General features: G+C 59.7%; 20 protein-coding genes and 2 tRNA genes. 9 read left to right on the top strand and 13 right to left on the bottom strand.

Annotated features, from left to right (window positions below):
* Positions 1-27 precede the first annotated feature (27 nt).
* From JX25_RS05345 to JX25_RS05335, 3 genes are read right to left on the bottom strand one after another with little or no spacing between them, the layout of a single operon-like run.
* On the bottom strand, positions 28-1,236 hold the full coding sequence (locus tag JX25_RS05345; RefSeq protein WP_128254036.1) for a beta-ketoacyl-[acyl-carrier-protein] synthase family protein: 1,209 nt from the start codon (positions 1,234-1,236) through the stop codon (positions 28-30).
* Positions 1,233-1,496 carry an acyl carrier protein gene (locus JX25_RS05340; protein ID WP_128254035.1) on the bottom strand — a complete coding sequence of 88 codons (264 nt, stop codon included), beginning with the start codon at positions 1,494-1,496 and terminating at the stop codon, positions 1,233-1,235. The genes JX25_RS05345 and JX25_RS05340 overlap by 4 nt, the downstream gene beginning before the upstream one ends.
* Before the next feature lie 28 nt (positions 1,497-1,524).
* Entirely contained in the window at positions 1,525-2,616 is a 1,092-nt protein-coding gene (locus JX25_RS05335) for a UDP-3-O-(3-hydroxymyristoyl)glucosamine N-acyltransferase (protein ID WP_128255186.1), read from the bottom strand.
* 244 nt (positions 2,617-2,860) lie between these two features.
* On the opposite strand from JX25_RS05335, the gene mepK reads away from it, so the two are divergent.
* Complete coding sequence (gene mepK, locus JX25_RS05330; RefSeq protein WP_128254034.1) at positions 2,861-3,427, top strand: peptidoglycan L,D-endopeptidase MepK; 567 nt, start codon at positions 2,861-2,863, stop codon at positions 3,425-3,427.
* Positions 3,428-3,433: 6 nt separating this feature from the next.
* On the opposite strand, the gene JX25_RS05325 is transcribed toward mepK, so the two are convergent.
* Entirely contained in the window at positions 3,434-4,147 is a 714-nt protein-coding gene (locus JX25_RS05325; RefSeq protein WP_128254033.1) for an RlmE family RNA methyltransferase, read from the bottom strand.
* Positions 4,144-5,253 carry a Ppx/GppA phosphatase family protein gene (locus tag JX25_RS05320; protein ID WP_128254032.1) on the bottom strand — a complete coding sequence of 370 codons (1,110 nt, stop codon included), beginning with the start codon at positions 5,251-5,253 and terminating at the stop codon, positions 4,144-4,146. Before JX25_RS05320 ends, JX25_RS05325 begins: the two co-directional genes overlap by 4 nt.
* Positions 5,254-5,367: 114 nt before the next feature.
* Here JX25_RS05320 and JX25_RS05315 point away from each other — a divergent pair, with 114 nt between their 5' ends.
* From JX25_RS05315 to JX25_RS15240, 3 genes are all read left to right on the top strand, one after another.
* The gene (locus JX25_RS05315) at positions 5,368-5,829 is read left to right on the top strand and encodes a fasciclin domain-containing protein (RefSeq protein ID WP_164876065.1); all 462 of its coding nucleotides are present in this window, start codon (positions 5,368-5,370) and stop codon (positions 5,827-5,829) included.
* A 34-nt stretch (positions 5,830-5,863) separates the two neighbouring features.
* Positions 5,864-5,937: transfer RNA gene (locus JX25_RS05310), tRNA-Gly, on the top strand.
* A 365-nt stretch (positions 5,938-6,302) separates the two neighbouring features.
* The gene (locus tag JX25_RS15240) at positions 6,303-6,428 is read left to right on the top strand and encodes a hypothetical protein (RefSeq protein ID WP_277750071.1); all 126 of its coding nucleotides are present in this window, start codon (positions 6,303-6,305) and stop codon (positions 6,426-6,428) included.
* Positions 6,429-6,647: 219 nt separating this feature from the next.
* On the opposite strand, the gene JX25_RS05305 is transcribed toward JX25_RS15240, so the two are convergent.
* A complete protein-coding gene (locus JX25_RS05305) occupies positions 6,648-6,833 on the bottom strand; it encodes a hypothetical protein (protein WP_128254030.1) in 186 nt (61 codons plus the stop codon).
* A 257-nt stretch (positions 6,834-7,090) separates the two neighbouring features.
* Complete coding sequence (locus JX25_RS05300; RefSeq protein ID WP_164876064.1) at positions 7,091-7,276, bottom strand: hypothetical protein; 186 nt, start codon at positions 7,274-7,276, stop codon at positions 7,091-7,093.
* 246 nt (positions 7,277-7,522) lie between these two features.
* On the opposite strand from JX25_RS05300, the gene JX25_RS05295 reads away from it, so the two are divergent.
* The 3 genes from JX25_RS05295 (at position 7,523) to JX25_RS15340 (ending at position 10,202) form a co-directional block, all read left to right on the top strand.
* The gene (locus JX25_RS05295) at positions 7,523-8,386 is read left to right on the top strand and encodes a DMT family transporter (protein WP_206611519.1); all 864 of its coding nucleotides are present in this window, start codon (positions 7,523-7,525) and stop codon (positions 8,384-8,386) included.
* Positions 8,387-8,570: 184 nt separating this feature from the next.
* On the top strand, positions 8,571-9,794 hold the full coding sequence (opgC, locus tag JX25_RS05290; protein ID WP_128254028.1) for an OpgC domain-containing protein: 1,224 nt from the start codon (positions 8,571-8,573) through the stop codon (positions 9,792-9,794).
* A 195-nt stretch (positions 9,795-9,989) separates the two neighbouring features.
* Positions 9,990-10,202 carry a DUF982 domain-containing protein gene (locus JX25_RS15340; RefSeq protein ID WP_128254027.1) on the top strand — a complete coding sequence of 71 codons (213 nt, stop codon included), beginning with the start codon at positions 9,990-9,992 and terminating at the stop codon, positions 10,200-10,202.
* Between the two features lie 252 nt (positions 10,203-10,454).
* On the opposite strand, the gene JX25_RS05280 is transcribed toward JX25_RS15340, so the two are convergent.
* Positions 10,455-10,531, bottom strand: a tRNA-His gene (locus JX25_RS05280).
* A 104-nt stretch (positions 10,532-10,635) separates the two neighbouring features.
* Here JX25_RS05280 and JX25_RS05275 point away from each other — a divergent pair.
* On the top strand, positions 10,636-10,860 hold the full coding sequence (locus tag JX25_RS05275; protein ID WP_128254026.1) for a DUF6324 family protein: 225 nt from the start codon (positions 10,636-10,638) through the stop codon (positions 10,858-10,860).
* On the opposite strand, the gene JX25_RS05270 is transcribed toward JX25_RS05275, so the two are convergent.
* Complete coding sequence (locus tag JX25_RS05270; protein ID WP_128254025.1) at positions 10,857-11,318, bottom strand: MmcB family DNA repair protein; 462 nt, start codon at positions 11,316-11,318, stop codon at positions 10,857-10,859. The two genes, JX25_RS05275 and JX25_RS05270, sit on opposite strands and share 4 nt — an antisense overlap.
* Positions 11,319-11,528: 210 nt before the next feature.
* On the opposite strand from JX25_RS05270, the gene JX25_RS05265 reads away from it, so the two are divergent.
* The gene (locus JX25_RS05265; RefSeq protein WP_241557856.1) at positions 11,529-13,511 is read left to right on the top strand and encodes a TonB-dependent receptor domain-containing protein; all 1,983 of its coding nucleotides are present in this window, start codon (positions 11,529-11,531) and stop codon (positions 13,509-13,511) included.
* Between the two features lie 30 nt (positions 13,512-13,541).
* Here the strand turns inward: JX25_RS05265 and JX25_RS05260 are convergent, their stop codons facing one another.
* The 4 genes from JX25_RS05260 to JX25_RS05245 are packed head-to-tail and all read right to left on the bottom strand — an operon-like array spanning position 13,542 to position 17,058.
* Positions 13,542-14,300, bottom strand: a complete 759-nt coding sequence (locus tag JX25_RS05260; RefSeq protein WP_128254023.1) for an iron ABC transporter ATP-binding protein — start codon at positions 14,298-14,300, stop codon at positions 13,542-13,544.
* On the bottom strand, positions 14,297-15,256 hold the full coding sequence (locus JX25_RS05255) for an iron chelate uptake ABC transporter family permease subunit (protein ID WP_128254022.1): 960 nt from the start codon (positions 15,254-15,256) through the stop codon (positions 14,297-14,299). Before JX25_RS05255 ends, JX25_RS05260 begins: the two co-directional genes overlap by 4 nt.
* Complete coding sequence (locus JX25_RS05250) at positions 15,243-16,205, bottom strand: ABC transporter permease (RefSeq protein ID WP_128254021.1); 963 nt, start codon at positions 16,203-16,205, stop codon at positions 15,243-15,245. The genes JX25_RS05255 and JX25_RS05250 overlap by 14 nt, the downstream gene beginning before the upstream one ends.
* A gap of 7 nt (positions 16,206-16,212) precedes the next feature.
* Positions 16,213-17,058 (bottom strand): siderophore ABC transporter substrate-binding protein, encoded by an 846-nt coding sequence (locus tag JX25_RS05245; protein ID WP_241557855.1) that lies wholly within the window; start codon positions 17,056-17,058, stop codon positions 16,213-16,215.
* Positions 17,059-17,116: the final 58 nt, after the last annotated feature.

Genomic DNA, 17,116 nt, shown 5'->3' with positions numbered 1-17,116 from the left:
GCCCCGGCATCGCTGCCGGGGCTTTCTTCAAACCTTGCGAAGCGCCAGAACGGCGTTCAGCCCGCCGAAGGCGAATGCGTTTGACAAGACGACATCCACCTTCGCATCCCGTGCCGTATTCGGCACCACGTCAAGCGCGCATTCCGGATCCGGCTCTTCATACCCGATCGTGGGTGCGATCACGCCGTCGCGCAGCGCCATGATGCATGCCAGAAGCTCCACCGCGCCGGTGCCGCCGATCAGGTGGCCATGCATCGACTTGGTGGAGGAGATCATCAGACTGTCGGCGTGATGGCCGAAAACATCCGCCACGGCCGCGCATTCGGTCTTGTCGTTGGCCGCCGTGCCAGTGCCGTGGGCGTTGATGTACCCCACTTCCTCGCCGTTCAGGCGCGCATCGCGCAGCGCACCGGAGATTGCCCGCGCGGCACCCTGCTTGTTCGGCATGACGATGTCCGAGGCGTCAGATGTCATGGCGAAACCTGACACTTCTGCCAAAATCTCGGCCCCGCGCTGGCGGGCGTGTTCATACTCCTCGAACACGAAAACGGCTGCGCCTTCACCCTGCACCATTCCGTTGCGGTTCAGACTGAATGGGCGGCAGGCGTCGCGGGACATCACGCGCAGTCCTTCCCACGCCTTGATCCCGCCAAAGCACAGCATCGATTCCGATCCCCCCGTCAGCATGACCTGCGTCATGCCCGAACGGATCATGTGGAACGCCTGCCCCATCGCGTGGTTGGAACTGGCGCAAGCCGTCGCCACCGTGAAGGCAGGGCCTTTCAGGTTGAACTCCACCGAAAGATGGCTGGCAGCGGCATTGTTCATCAGCTTGGGCACAACAAAGGGATGAACGCGGTTCTTCCCCTCCTCGTAAACCGTGCGATAGTTTTCATCCCAGGTGTTCACGCCACCCGCGGCCGTTCCAAGAACAACGCCCGCCTCATATCCTAGGCGCCCGTCGAAATTCAGGCCGGATTGGGCAACCGCTTCGCGCGCGGCCAGAAGCGTGAATTGGGTGAACTTGTCATACAATGCGATCTGCTGACGGTTGAATCGCGTTTCGGGATCCCAGTCATGCACCTGGCCGCCGATCTGGATTCCAAGCCGGTCCCTGTCGCGGATCACAAGATCGGTAATGCCCGAGCGTCCTTCGCGAAACGCCTCGAACGTGCCCTTCACATCGTGGGCCAGCGCGTTGATCGTGCCGGCCCCGGTAATCACGACGCGCTTCATGCCGTCTTCTGCGCCACCAGATCCTCGATCGCAGCCGTGATGCTGCCAACGGAAGAGATGTCGAAGTTGCTGGCCGATGGATCGTTGGCGTTGAACGGAATCGAGATGTCGAACGCTTCTTCGATGGCAAAGATGGATTCCACCAGCCCAAGGCTGTCGATGCCCAACTCCTCCAACGTCGATTGCGGGGTCACGTCGGCCGGATCAAGCAGCGCTTGTTCGGCGATGATCCGGATGACCCTGTCTTGAACGGCGTCCATGCCGCCTCCTGTCTGTCCTGCGAAAGGTCTAGCCTTCCTGCCCTGACTTTGAAACAGATTTTTGAATTTCCGCAACAGTGGCCGAAAGGCGCGGCAAACGGCGCAGCGCCTTCTGCATCTCGATATGCGTTTCCATCTTTACGGCGGGATAGCCGAGAAGCACGCGGCCTGCGGGCGCATTGGTCAGGATCTTGGTGCCACCGCCGGCGATCACGTCATCGCCGATGAAGATGTTGTCGGACACGCCCACCTGCCCGCCCAGAACAACGCGGTCACCGATGCGGGTCGATCCCGCGATGCCGACCAGCGCGGCCATCAGGCAATCACGCCCAACGATCACGTTATGCGCCAGGTGCACAAGGTTATCGAGCTTGGTACCCGACCCGACCTGTGTGTCTCGGATGGTGCCGCGGTCGATGGTGGTGTTTGCGCCCACCTCCACATCGTCACCGATCGTGACGGAGCCGAGCGAGTGGATGCGCACCCATTGCTGCTTGCGGATCTCGTCCCGTTTGCCAAGCGTTTCGCGGATTTCCTCGATGCCGGATTTTTCCGGCGTCACAAAGCTGAGCCCGTCATTGCCGATGGCGCAGCCGGGTTGTGCGATGAAGCGATCACCGATCACGACCCGTGCGCCGATGGTCGCATGGTTGAGGATGAGGGCGTCATCCCCGATCTGCGCGCCTTCCGCAATGGACACATGCGAGGCGATCCGCGCCCGGTTCCCGATCACGACATCCGGGCCGATGGTCACGAACGGACCAATGGCTGCGCCTTCGCCGATGGTGGCGGACGGATCGATCACCGTCATCGGATGGATACCAGGCCCGATCATCGGTCCCGGATCCATCATCTTTGACAAGCCCGCCATCGCGAGGCGTCCGCGCGGCGCGAAAATTGCGGCCTGAAGCCCCATTTCCCGCCATTCAGCGCCCTTCCAGACCATGGCGGCGCGCGCCGTACCCTTTGCCAGGCCACCTGCGTATTTCGGATCCATCGCAAGCGCCAGATCCTCCGCCCCGGCGGATGCAGGTTCGGCTACGCCATTGATGATGATATCAAGATCGCCCTCGGCCTGCGCCCCAATGGCGTCGGCGATGTCGCGGATGGTGTGTGGCATGTCGCCCTCCGTCTTTGTGCCCATGTAGCCAAAGCTTTTCTGGATTTCCACCCTGAAGCGCAGAAGCCACACCATGTTGCGCATCCGCTTCATGCGCAAATTCGCGCCGACCGGAAACCTGCGGCGGGAACTTTGCGGCATTTTCCTTTGGATTTTTTGGATCCGCTGGGCCATACATTAACCTGTCGAACACAAAGCCGCAGATAAAAATGGCGGCAGTGACAGAAAGTGGACAGGCAGACTGATGGCAGGACAGCTTCCGGCAGTAACTCGGCGTGGCATGCTGGGTATTTTTGCGGCAACGGTGGTCGCGGCGGCCCCTACCGCCTCCAATGCGTTTGGCTTCCTGCGGGGCGCAGGTGATATCCGCCGCATCCGCATGTATAACGGCCGTACGGGTGAATCGTTGGATACGATCTATTGGATCGAAGGCGAATACATTCCCGAAGCGCTGCAGGACGTGAACCGCTTCACCCGCGACTGGCGCACGAACGAGATGATCCAGTTCGATGCCCGCACGCTTGATATTCTTGCCGCATCGCACCGCCTGATGGATGTGACGGAACCGTACATGCTGCTGTCCGGCTATCGTTCACCCAAGACGAACGCGATGCTGCGCGCCCGTTCGGGTGGCGTCGCGCGCAACTCGCTTCACATGACCGGCAAGGCAGCCGATGTGCGGCTGAAGTCGCGCTCGGTCTCGCAGATGGCACGGGCAGCGGAGGCTTGCTCCTCTGGCGGCGTCGGACGCTATTCCGGCTCCAACTTCGTACACATGGATTGCGGTCCCGTTCGTCATTGGGGTGCCTGAGGCACCCTACGCACGGCGGCCGCGGAACCCCATCGCCACCACGAATTTCTCCGACGAATCTGCACGCGAAGCTGGCGGCTTGACGTTTGCCACCTTCGTGAAGTTGCGCTTCAGGATCGTTTGAAGCTCATTCTCGGCCCCGCCGGCAAGAACCTTGGCAACGAAGGTTCCCCCTTCTTCCAGCACATCGAAAGCAAACTCGGCCGCCGCTTCGCACAAGGTGATGATGCGCAGGTGGTCCGTGCCTTTGTGCCCCGAGGCGGAAGCGGCCATGTCACTCATCACGACATCCGCAGCGCCGCCAAGCCACTCCTTAACCTTTGCATCGGCGTCTTCGTCAAGAAAATCAAGCTGGTGAACCTCGGCGCCCGAGATCGGTTCGACTTCCTGAAGATCCACGCCCAGAACCGTTCCGATGGGCTTGCCCTCTCTCTGGCCAAGCGCGTTCACGCGTTGAACCGCCACCTGGCACCAGCCGCCAGGGGCGCAGCCAAGATCGACCACCCGTGCGCCAGGTTTCAGGAAACCGAACTTGTCATCCAGTTCCAGGATCTTGAATGCCGCACGTCCGCGAAAGCCCTCGCGCTTGGCGCGCTGCACGTAAGGGTCGTTCAGCTGCCGCTCCAGCCAAAGCGTCGAGGACAGCTTGCGCCCCTTTGCCGTTTTCACCCGCACGCGCAGGTCGCGCTGGCCACGGCCGGAGGTCTTCTTTTCTGTCATTTCAGTGGTCCGTCTTCCAGAACGCCATCCGCGTTCATTTGTTGATAAAGCAGCCCTTCACGCAGGCCGCGATCAGCTACGGAAAGCCTGTCGGTCGGCCAGATCCGCATCAGCGCCTGCAAGATGGCCGCACCCGACATGATCAGACTGTGCCGGTCCCGCCCGATCTGGGGGTCCAGCCGCCGCCCGTCCGGCCCAAGCGCCAGATAGTCGCGGATCACCTGATCGATCTGGTCCGAGGTCATGTGCAACCCGTCCACCTTCGTCCGGTCATATCGCCGCAGCCCAAGAAAGGATGCGGCCACTGTCGTGATGGTGCCAGAGGTGCCGACGATCTGGAACCCTTCGCGCTTGTTCACGGCACTGTAGGGGGAGAAGCTCGACAGGTTCTCCTCGAAGAACCAGCTCATCAGGGCGAAACGTGCGGCATCGTCCTCCACGTCCATGAACTGGTCTTTCAGCGTGGCAACACCCAGCGGAACGGAAATCCAATCCACCACCCGCGCCGCGCCCTTGCGCGGCTTGAACCCGGTATGCAGCGCCATGATCGACCGGGCGCGGTTTTCCGGTGCCACATCCGACAGGTCGATCCAGACCAATTCCGTGGAGCCGCCGCCGATATCGATCACCAGCAGCTGTTCCGTCTTAGGGCTGACCAGAGGCGCGCACGAGATCACGGCAAGCCGGGCTTCTTCCTCGGGCTTGATGATTTCTAGCTGAAGCCCCGTTTCGCGCCGCACCATCCGGATGAAATCACGCGAATTGCGGGCACGGCGACACGCCTCGGTCGCAACCAGCCGCATCCGGCGAACGCGATGCTGTTCGATCTTCTTCTGGCAAATGCGCAATGCCTGCACCGTGCGCCCCATCGAGGCACGCGAAAGCCGGCCGGATGCCTCCAGCCCAAGGCCAAGCTGCACGGTCTTGGAAAAACTGTCCACGACCTGAAAGTGACTGCCCCTCGGCTCGGCAATCAGCATGCGACAACTGTTCGTGCCAAGGTCCAGCGCCGCATAAAGCGCCGGCCCGGGCGAGGTGACGGAAGGTTCGATCCGCAGAGGTTCTGCGGAGATCGCGTCCGCACCCCTGGGACGCTCGGGCGCCATTGAATCGCCCTCCAATTCGGTTAATCCCACAATAAGATGCATGCAGGTGAAGCGCAAGGTGGGGGAACCTGCGCGTCATTACAGCGTTACCTCGTCGTTACCATGGAGGGTGCCATGCGCTGGATCGCTTTTTGCATCGCCTGCCTCATGTCGACACCGGCGATGGCGGCCAATGTATACGAATTCGCAGAAGAAACGCCCGGCTATGGTCGTTTTGCCTCTCTCATGCAGCAGACGGGCATTGACAAGGCGCTCGGCAACCGCGGCCCTTATACCATCTTCGCGCCGGATGATGCGGCCCTAACCTCCCTGCCCCAAGGGCTCGACCGGGAGAAACTGGTGCAGATTCTAACCTGCCACATGACCCCATCGCGCGTGCTGACCAGTACGCTTTCCCCTGGCACCGAGGCCGTCGTGCGCCCCGTTGGCGGATGCCGCCTTTGGGTGCGCAGAACAGCGGACGGGATCGTGGTGCGCGATGATGCAGGACGTCAGCACCGACTGACCCGCACCGATATCATGCAGTCAAATGGTGTTGTTCACGCCGTCGGTTCGGTGATCTATCCCGCCTATTGACGAAGGGACAGTGCTGGCGTAATCCGATGCGCATGCGGGTGTAGCTCAATGGTAGAGCAGAAGCTTCCCAAGCTTACGACGAGGGTTCGATTCCCTTCACCCGCTCCAACGTCTCTCGGACGATACTTGTTTTGGAACGAACGGCCGGAAGGCTGAACCCTCGGCACCTCCGGTTCGCCACGGGAGGACCGCGCTTCATATGAGCGTGGCGGTGGGGATCAACTCCACCAGGCCGATATCGCGTCGGTTCTTCTACAGGAGTCACGAGCGCGTCTGCGCTCGGGAGAATGCTGTACGCCATGTAGCGCCTAACGCTTATGGCCCGACAAGAAGCCCCATCCCCTACAGCACCGACCAAAGGGCAACCAAGGCGGAACCAGCTTCCACCCATGTGAATTGTCTATCTATTGTATTGCAAAAAGCGTAGGTTGTGTAACCCGTCGATATTCGGCGGACCATACAGGAGCCAGACCATGGCCAAGGGCATGAACAAGCGTAAGCGCGACGAGAAGAAGCCCAAGAAGGAAGTGCCGAAGGTTATCGCCGCGGCACCCAGCACCAAGGACGCAGTGTCCAAGGCGATCTCGAAGGGCCGTTGAACCGAAAAGCGCGGGATGATCCACTCACCCGCGCTTTGAAGATTATCCGTCACGCTGAAGGGCCTTCGGCGGATAATCTTTACGGTCGAAACGATGAAGTTGAAGAGAGTTGGTGCAGCGGCTTCGGTCCGGGGCCGCCTTCCGCATGGCATGATTCTGAAGAGATTCCAGCAAACACCACACTGGGCGTGGCAATGCATCAGGCGAAGCTCGTTATGATCAGGCGGTTGCCAATTGATATTTCTGACCATCCGGCTCTGACAAAGGCTGCGCTGCAGCCTCCGGTTCAGATGCTGCAGCCCCCTGATCGGACCGCGCGCTTAGTATGAGCATGCACATGGTGACTGCAAAGGCAATAACCGACAGAGAAAGGTATACGAGCAGCGCAATGGTCCAAATAGCCATGGTAGATGTCCTATGGACCTCGGTTGCGACCATACCATTGGTGGCCGTACCTTCGGTCATGACTGTGAATGATAGCATGTCGCAGATTTTCCACGACGCATTTAACTGACCGTAAGTTTCGGTAACCGCGTAATTTACTAAGCGTTCTTTCTCTAAGAACTAATGTCAAATGGTTAATAAATGGTTAATGCGACCGCTGTTTTATGGTCAGTGTTGAGTGATTGGGAAAACATCCCCGCACGATGCCGCAACAAGGATCATGACCGTTGGCGTTGTGGTGCATCGTCGTAAGCTTCCGGTAAAGAAGCATTTTTACGTTTCAACACGAGGTGGATCGTCAAAACCTTGCGCTCCCCTTCAGCTTTCCAAACGTGCGCCGTATCGGCACGATCCAAGATTGTGCAACCAGTTGGAACCGCAAAACGCTGATCAGCGTCGGTCATCATGCCTCTCGACTCCGCGCCTGCTGCACAGTCATCTACCAGCCTCTGCACAGAAGTAATCGAATACATGCCCGGGAGACGTCGTAGAATACAACCTTAACGAGTGTCATGGGTTACGAGTGGGGGCCCGGACGTACGTTCGGGCCCTGCCCCAAAGGCACAAGCAGATCGCTTGAACTCGGTTTGCGGTTGTGGTTGCAGCCGCCCGCCCCGTCGGCTCTATTGCCTTCGGGATGAGGGATTCACATGGGCAAGACGCTGCCGTCCAACGCGGTTCTGACTGTGCTGATGATGGCTGTCGTGGCATTGCTGAATGCTGTTGATGCTGTGATCGTGCGCCTTCTTGCCGGCGAGGTTCATGCCTTCATCATTGCCTTCTTTCGCGCGCTGTTCGGGTTCCTGTTCATGCTTCCGTGGATCCTGCGACGGGTGACAATGGGGGCCTCGCCCTATTTCTGGATGCACTTCCTTCGGGCCGCGTTGAAGCTTGCATCGTTGATCGCATTGTTCATCGCCTATCAACGGGCATCGCTGCCGGATGCAACTGCGATCGTGTTTTCCTTGCCGCTGTTCGTCATGATTGGCGCGTGGGTGTTCCTGGGCGAGGCGATAGGCGGCGCTCATGTCGTCGCGCTTCTCGCGGGGCTGGTCGGGATGTTGGTGATCATCCAGCCGGGACGCGATGGGTTTGATCCTGCCCTTTTCTATGCGTTGGCCGGAGCTGTCCTGACGGCGGTAATCCAGTTGATGTTGAAGCGCATGGCGGCGCATGATGCAGCAGATCGGCTCGTGGCATGGAACCTTTTTGCCATGTCGATTCTCAGCGCGATTCTTGCGGTTCTCGTTTGGAAAGCGCCCACGATGCTGCAACTGGCGTTTCTTCTTCTTCAAGGCGTCCTTGGCGTCGCCAATCAGGCACTGATCACAAAGGCGATGAGGATTTCGCATGCAAGCTTTGTCGGCCCGCTGGACTTTATGCGCCTGCCGGCGGTGGCGCTGCTGGCCTGGGCCTGCTTCGGCGAGGTTGCGGGACTATCGACCTGGATCGGCGCCGTTCTTATCTTCGCAAGCGTCGTCGCCGTGACGCAAAGCGCCCGGCGAAAAGGCTGATTGCCTCGCTTTGCCAAGGCAGCCGAAGGCGGGTTAATCTCGATCCTCTCTTGCCGGGGCGTCCCGAAGGGCCAGTTCAAGCCGACATGCAGCGTGCAGCCGGCCTGTCAGAAAATCGCTCATCGCTTCAACCGGTGAAAGATGTCTCTCGACGCGCCCACTCTGGTCAGCATAGAGAACGCCGATGTCGCGAATATCATCTCTCGACGGCCTGCGCGGCTGGTTTCTCATCACCATGACTCTGAGTCATCTGGTGCTTCGGCAAGATCACTGGATTTCCAAGGTTCATTTTCGGCACATCATGTTCGTCGAAAGTGCCCAAGGATTCATCTTCATCTCGGGCCTGCTTTTCGGAATCGTCCAGTTCAGGCGCATCGAGACGAAAGGCATGCCGTTTGTCTGGCGCTCTTCCTTGCGGCGTGCCGCGACGCTGTGGGTCGCGACGGTGTCGCTTACCTTCTTCCTGCTGGCGTGCCGGGACGTTCTGCCGTTCGGGATGGACGTGTTCCGGAACTGGCTGGGCGTCACCGGCCTGCATGACCTGACGCGGGTGGCAGCGGTTATCCTGCTCACTTTTCAACCGACATTCCTGGATATCCTGCCGCAATACATCCTTTACCTTCTGCTGGCACCCGCCGTTCTGATCTTCATCAGGAAGGGGTGGTGGCCGGTGGTGGCGGCTTTGGCCGTTATCTGCTGGATGGCGGCGCAGCTTGGCTTGATGACGCCCGTGTCTCGGATCGTTGACCAGCTGTTCACCACGACGGACAGGCAAGGCCTGCGGATGGCGTTCGACCCGATGGGCTGGCAGTTGCTGTTCCTGTCGGGCGTGATCTTCGGCGCCTTGTGGCGGCGGGGTGATCTTCGAACCGCGTCGCTATTTCCCCCCGGCGCTGCGTGGCCCATCGCCGCGCTTGCGGTTCTTATGTTCTTCATTCCGCTGCGAGTAATCACCGCTCATGGCTGGATGGACAATGAGGTAATCAAAACCTTCGTGGTGATGGAGAGACGGTCCAATTTCGGCCCGGTATATCTGCTGAACTTCATCGCGGCAGCCTGGCTTCTTGGCTGGCTGCTGACACGCGGGCCCGAAATCTCCTCGAGAGCGTTGGGCATGGTGACGGCCGGCCTGCACCACCTCGTTTCGCTTCCGCTTATCGTGTGTCTGGGGCGGCATTCGCTGCTGACGTATATCTGGCACGTTCTGCTGATTTACTCGCTGCGATATGTCGACCGGGCAATTCTGCCGCTTGAAGGGTGGCCGAGCGATCTGGCTATCATCACCGTGTTCGCGCTGCTGTTCGTCCCTGCCCTCATCGTCGAGCGGTGGAAGCAGGGGCCATCCATGCCTCCGGTGCCTTTCGTTCCTGCCCCGGTTCCGGTCGAAACGCCGCGCAGCAAGCGCTGAATCCTTCTCCGCCGATATTCCGACCGTTGGAGGGTCGCGATCATGCAAAGCTGGCTGCGCCGGTTCCCATTGCCGGCGTTGCATTCCGAACAGCGTTCCTGATGACGTGGCGTCACTGTCCGACATCATCTGGAACAGCTTTTCAGCTCAGTCGTCTGTTCCAGATAAGAACCAAAAAAAGGGGCAGAGAGCATCATGTCATGGGAACCCGTAGGTGTCGGATCACAACAGGCCTGCACCATCAGAAATGCCAAGGACGCGCTGGACTTCATCGAAAGCAAGTGGAGATCGCTTCCCGTCAAGGAGCGTAACGCTGCATATATCCACGTCTTCAGCGCGGTTACGGGGCTGGGACCGCAAGAGCAGGCCCGCACCGCCTTCGTCGCCCTGATATGCGCTATGCGATAGGCCGATCATCAAAACTATGCTTCACGCAATCATGTCGAGAAGTGTTCGTGCTGATCCACCTTGCATGCGGCGCGGGACCAAGTCGCCGCCCGCCATTCCTGCCATGTTCGCGCAGATCGTGAAAAGACCGGTAGCTGATAGCCAGGAAAAATGCTGCCCGGTCACGGTCGATCCTGCCGCGCAACATCACACAACTTACAAGCAGCTTCGGAAAGCCGTGTGACTAAAAGTCCGTTATCTTCCTGATAATGATGGTACCGACTCCCCGGCTCGAACGGGGGACCCCCAGATCCACAATCTGGTGCTCTAACCTACTGAGCTAAGCCGGCACTGGGGGGCATTTACCCCCACGTTCTGGGGATTGCAACCCCCTTCAAGCTCTTGCATCATTTTGTTTGCGGCACTACCCCCTCCGCAAGAAGGAGCACATGCCATGAGCATCGACAAACAAAGCGACATTGCCGCCAATCTGCAGATCGGGCCGACCACGCTTGGCATGGTCCGCATCTATATCGAAGCGGAGGGCGTGGATCTGCCCCTCGATTTCGATCCGGACGAAGCGGACGAAATTGCCGAAGAACTGCGCGCCGCAGCCGAACGGGCGCGGCTGATGGCCGACACTCCTGCCCCCGCACCCACAGGCAAGAAGAAGCGCTAGGACCTTCCGCGCAGAAAGTCAGGATCGCGCAGCCCTTGCAGGCGCTGTGCGGCATGGCGCGCAAAACATTGCACCATCGACTTGCGCCGCGCCGGAGGAAGCTTGGACTCCGGCGCCATTCGCATGATCTCGGCATCATAGGCATCGGCAAGGATCAGGCCGGTATCCTCGGGCAACAGATCAACGGGAAAATCCGCATCGACTGCCCAAAAGAAACGGTCGCACCATTCCAGGTAGTTGTGCCACTTCCGGTCCGACAGGAAATCAGCCCGCCCGGACTTGCATTCCACGATCCAGATCTCTCCCCTCGGGCCAAGGGCCATCACATCAACCCGTAATCCTGCGCATGGCACCAACTCCGTCACGCTGACGAAGTCATGACTGCGCAGATGCCGCGCCACACCCCTTGCAAGGCGGAAGCCGGGTTGCAGTGCATCGATATCCTGAAGCTCGTCCATACCAACAAAATGAACGAAACATGAACGAATGTCCATATCACCTGAATTGCTCGCTTAAAGTTGACAACTTTTGTCTCCAATAATACCCGAGTGAATAGGTATGAATTTGGGGCACACAGAATGAAGATGAAACCAAGGCGCCGCAGCGCCACCATGGCAATGTTGATGGCAACAGCGGCACTGACCAGTCCGGCGATGGCGCAAGATGTTATGGCACTTCCAGAAATCGTCGTCACAGCCTCTGGTTTCGAACAAACCGTCCGCGAAGCACCGGCCAGCGTTACCGTCATCACGTCCGAGGAGCTGGAGAAGGGCAGCTTCACCAACCTGACCGATGCGCTGCGCGAAGTTCAGGGCGTGTCGGTAACGGGTATCGCGGATGAGCAGGATATCTTCATCCGTGGCCTTCCCGGCCAGTACACGCTGATCCTCGTGGATGGCAAACGCCAGAACACGCGCGATTCGCGCACCAATGGCAGTTCCGGTTATGAGCAAAGCTTCATTCCCCCGATCCAGGCGATCGAGCGGATCGAGGTCGTGCGCGGGCCGATGTCATCGCTTTACGGGTCGGATGCGATGGGCGGGGTCATCAACGTCATCACGAAGCCCGTCGCCGATACATGGGGCGGTTCTGTCACTGTCGAGACGACGCTTCAGGACGATGCGGGGTTTGAAAACAGCCAGCAGCAGTCCTTCTATGTGTCCGGCCCGCTGACTCAGGATCGTCTTGGCCTGCAGGTCTGGGGCCGGAAATTCGATCAGGATGCTTCCACTGTCGAAGGCGGCCCCAGCGGCTCGGACGATTTCGACCTGACGGGGCGCCTGTCATGGCAGGTCGATCCGAACAACGACATTCTGTTCGAAGCCGGCCGCACCCGCGTCACGGCAAAGGAGCTTGGCGATCAAAGCTATCGCGACCATGACCGCGACCACTGGTCGTTGACCCATAATGGCCAATACGGCCTGACGAATACCGAGCTGAGCTTTACGCAGGAAACAGGAGAGCGGACGAATTACAGCCGGATCGATGATGCCAGCGGCTTCACCGAAGATCTGCGTTCCCCCAAGGTGAAGAACTCGGTCCTGGACGCCAAGGTTACGACGCCGGTCGATTTTCATGGCCAACACCGGCTGACCTTCGGCGGACAGTACCTCAAAACCGAAGTGAGCGACCAGAACCCCGGAGCGCAGGCGCAGCTTCCCTCAGCGGAACGCTTCGACGAGAAGTTCAGCCTGTACCAGTGGGCACTTTTTGCGGAAGACGAATGGCAGCTGCGTGACGATTTCGCGCTGACGCTGGGCCTGCGGTATAACGAGCATGAGGCATATGGCGGCCACATCACCCCCCGCATCTATGGCGTTTGGGACGTTTCGGATGCCCTGACGATCAAGGGTGGCATTTCCACCGGTTTCCGCGCGCCCGACATCCGCTCCATCACGCCCAATTATGCCTATACGACCGGCGGCGGCGGATGCGCCAGCAACAGCCCGCCATCCTGCGGGGTGATCCTTGGCAATGCGGATCTGGAACCGGAAGAAACCACGAATGTGGAGCTTGGGGCGATCTATGAAGGCCTCGGATACTCCCTTGGCGCGACGATCTTCCACACGAAATTCAAGAACAAGCTTCAGCAGATCCGCACGGACGAAAAGTGGCTGGATGGCCCGCAATATACCGACAGCAACGGCAATCCGCAGTATTATGACATCTTCCGCAACTACAACGTGGATGAAGCCGTCGTTCAGGGGGTGGAGCTGACGGGCAACTGGGACATGACGAACACGCTCTCGATGCGCGCGTCCTATACCTATACCGACAGCGAACAGCGCACGGGTGACTTCGAAGGCTTCCCCCTTGCCCGCACACCCGAGCATATGGCCAGCCTGCGCTTTGACTGGCAGACGCCGGTTACCGGCCTCGACAGCTGGGTCAGCGCCAACTACCACGGCAGCGAAATCGCGTCGGGGCTTCGTATCGGCACCAACGGATCGCCCGTCACGATCAACGGCGCAAGCGGGCGGAAATATTCGCCTTATACCACTGTCGATATCGGTGGCAGCTATGTCATCAACGATACGGCCACGGTGAAAGCCGCGATCTATAACGTCTTCGACGAAGAAATCACCGAAGCCGAATTCAACACCGTTCAGGAAGGCCGCCGCCTGTGGCTGGGCCTGACAGCCAACTTCTAAGACAGCAGCAAGGGCGCCCTGCGGGGCGCCCTAGGCATAGAACAGGCTGATACGTTTTCCCGCGATCTCCTGCACCTCGATCTCCATATCATAGACCGACGACAGGACCTCGGGCTGCATGATGTCATGGCAGGCACCGGCATGGGCCACCCGCCCTTCGCGCATGGCCACGATATGGTCAGAATACCACGAGGCGAAGTTGATATCGTGCATGACCAGCACGATGGTCTTTCCCAGCTCATCCGCCGCGCGGCGGATGAGCTGCATCATGTTCCGCGCGTGTTTCATGTCGAGGTTGTTCAGCGGTTCGTCCAACAGGACATAATCCGTGTCCTGACACAGCACCATCGCAATATAGGCGCGCTGGCGCTGGCCGCCCGAAAGCTCGTCCAGGAAACGTTCGGCAAGGTCATCCAGATGCAGGAAGCCGATGGCTTCTTCCACCTTGGCATGATCATGGTCCGTCAGGCGCCCGCGCGAATAGGGATAGCGCCCGAAGCTGACCAGATCGCGCACCGTCAGCCGCGAGGCGATATGGTTGTCCTGCCGCAGGATCGAAAGTCGCTGCGCCAGCACATCGCTTTTCGTCTTTGTCACATCCAGCCCGTCAACGCTGACGCTGCCGCGATCAAAATCCAGCAGCCGCGCGATCAGCGACAACAGCGTGGACTTTCCCGCCCCGTTGGGCCCGATGATCGATGTGACACCGCCCCCCGCGATGGTCAGGCTGACATTATCGACGCAAGGGAAATCAGCATATTTCTTGCTGAGATTCTCGATAACGATCATCTTGCGGCCCCGCGTATCAGAAGAATGATGAAGATCAGCCCGCCCAGAAACTCGATGATGATCGACAGGGCCGTGTTGAAGGCGAACACCCGCTCCAGCACGGTCTGGCCGCCCACAAGGCAGATGATGCCCAGAAGAACCGAGGCCGGCAGGATATGACGATGCCGCCCGTCGCCACACAGCACATGCGCAAGGCTGACAACCAGCAGGCCGAAGAACGTGACCGGACCCACCAGTGCCGTGGACACCGACACCAGCACGGCAATGATCCCAAGGATCACCGCCACGCGCCGGCGATAAGGAACACCAAGGCTGATGGCTTGGCTACGCCCCAGGATCAGCACGTCGAAACTGTGCGATATCCGCCATGCAACGATGCTGGCCACTGTGATGATAACGCAGGAAATCCCAAGCAAGGCCGGATCGATTTGTCCGAACCGGGCGAAGAAGCTGTCCTGAAGGCTTTGAAACTCCACCGGGTCCATCATGCGCTGCATGAAGCCCGATAGGTTGCGGAACAGGACTCCGAATACGATCCCGACCAGCACCATCAGGTGCAGGCTGCGCTGCCCGCGCAGGAACAGCCAGTTGAACAGCAGCGCGGCAAAGCCCGTCATGACGATGACCTCGGCCGCGAACTGCGCCTGCAGGGGAAGTTGCACCAGAAAGCCGAAGCCGAAGAAGAATGCGATGGTGGTGCGGATCAGGATGAACAGCGCGTCGAACCCCATGATCGACGGCGTCAGGATGCGGTTGCCGGTGACGGTCTGGAACAGCACGGTCGATACGGCAATGGAATAGGCGACAAGGCACAGCCCCAGCACCTTGCGACCGCGGTATTCCAGCACAAAGCCCCAATTCCCCCGCACACCAAGTGTCATGAATGCGACGATTGAAGATACAGCCATAAGGCCCAGTATAATAAGAACAATCGCAGGACGGTTACGCTGCAGCATGATGCCTCTGCCGCAGAAGAAGATACAGGAAGATGACACTGCCGATCAGCCCCAGCATGGTGGCTATCGGGATCTCGTACGGGGCGCGCAACGTGCGCCCAAGGATGTCGCAAGCCAGCACGAAACCAGCCCCCATCAGCGCGACCCATGGAACGGCACGGCGCAGGTTGTCCCCGATCATCATGCTGACCACGTTCGGCACGATCAGCCCAAGGAACGGGATCGACCCGACCGTCACCAGAACCACGGCACTGACAAGCGACACGATCACCAGGCCAAGCGCCACCGTCGCACGATAGTTCAGGCCAAGATTGGTCGTGAAGTCCTTGCCCATTGCCGCCAGCGTCAGGCGGTCGGCGGCAAGATAAGCGGCAAGTGCCAGAAGCCCCACGATCCAAAGAAGTTCGTACCGGCCACGCAGAACCCCCGAAAAATCGCCCATCGACCACGCCCCCAGCGAGGCGATCAGGCCGTAGCGATATGCGATGAAAGTGCTTACCGCCCCGATGACCCCGCCCAGCATGATCCCGACCAGCGGCACCATCAGAACATCGCGCAGCGGCACCATCCGAAGGATGCGCAGGAACAACGCCGTTCCCGCCAGCGCAAATGCGGCAGCCACCAGCATCTTGCCCATCAGCGCCATTCCCGGCGCCACAAGCGTCACAAGAAGAAGGCCAAGCGAGGCAGACTCCATCGTGCCGGCAGTTGATGGTTCGACAAAGCGGTTACGGACGATCATCTGCATCACAAGGCCCGCGACGGCGGTCGAAGCGCCTGCAAGCACAAGCGCAAGCGTGCGCGGAACGCGGCTGGCCATCATGATCTGAAGCTGCTGCGCATCCACGTTGCCGCGCAGCAGATCAAGGGGTGAGATGCTGGTCACGCCGACGAACAGGCTGATCATCGCCAAAGCCAGGGTGATGCACAGTCCGATCGTCAGGCGCATTGCAGTCTCAGTTATCCGCCGTCACGGCTTCGTAAACCTGATCCAGAAGGCCCGTCAGCGCCTGATAGCCGTTCATGACGACATAGGCTTCCTCAGGGTTCAGATAAACGACTTGGCCGTTCTTCCAGGCGTTCGTCTGACGGACAAGTTCGTTGTCCAGAACAGCCTTGGCAGGCGAAGCACCTTCGTTGCCGACGGCGGCATCACGGTCGACCACGAACATCCAGTCGGGGTTCTTGTCCAGAATGAATTCATAGCTGGCCGCATCGCCACGGTCCGAACGGTCATCCACATCATCCATGACTGACGGGAAGCCGATTTCGTTGTGCAGCCATCCGGTGCGGGAATCGGGCCCGTAAACACCGATCTTGCTGCCGCTGACCACCAGCGTAAGGGCACGCCCCTGCCCTTGGGCAGCCTCGCGCAGGCGTTCCACCTTCGCATCCAGCTCCGCCGTCATCTCGGCCGCGCGGTCTTCCTTGTCGAAGATGCGGCCAAGCTCGGCGATGTTCGCCTCCACGCTGTCGATGAAGTTGCCGTTGTCGATCGACAGGTCAATCGTCGGCAGGATGCCATTCAGTTGCGGCTGCGCCTCACGTGAACGGGCGGCCACGATCATCAGGTCGGCATCGGCTGCAGCCACGGCTTCCACGTCCGGCTCGAACAGTGAGCCGATCTTCAGGTAATCGTCGCTTTCATATTTCGCCAGATAGCTTGGGGCATTCGCGCCGGGCACACCTGCCACGGAAACACCCATCGCATCCAGCGTGTCCACAGTGGCCCAGTCAAGCACCAGAACCTTTTCGGGCGTGGCAGGAAGCGTCACTTCGCCCTGCTGATGCTTGATCGTCACCTCCTGGGCGCCCGCCGACAACGCCGCCACAGAAGCAAGGCAGATCCCCGAAACCAAA

This window comes from Falsirhodobacter deserti, from assembly GCF_004015795.1.
Lineage (GTDB): Bacteria > Pseudomonadota > Alphaproteobacteria > Rhodobacterales > Rhodobacteraceae > Falsirhodobacter > Falsirhodobacter deserti.
The sequence above is the reverse complement of the archived record's forward strand: the minus strand, read 5'-3'. Positions and strand labels throughout refer to the sequence as shown.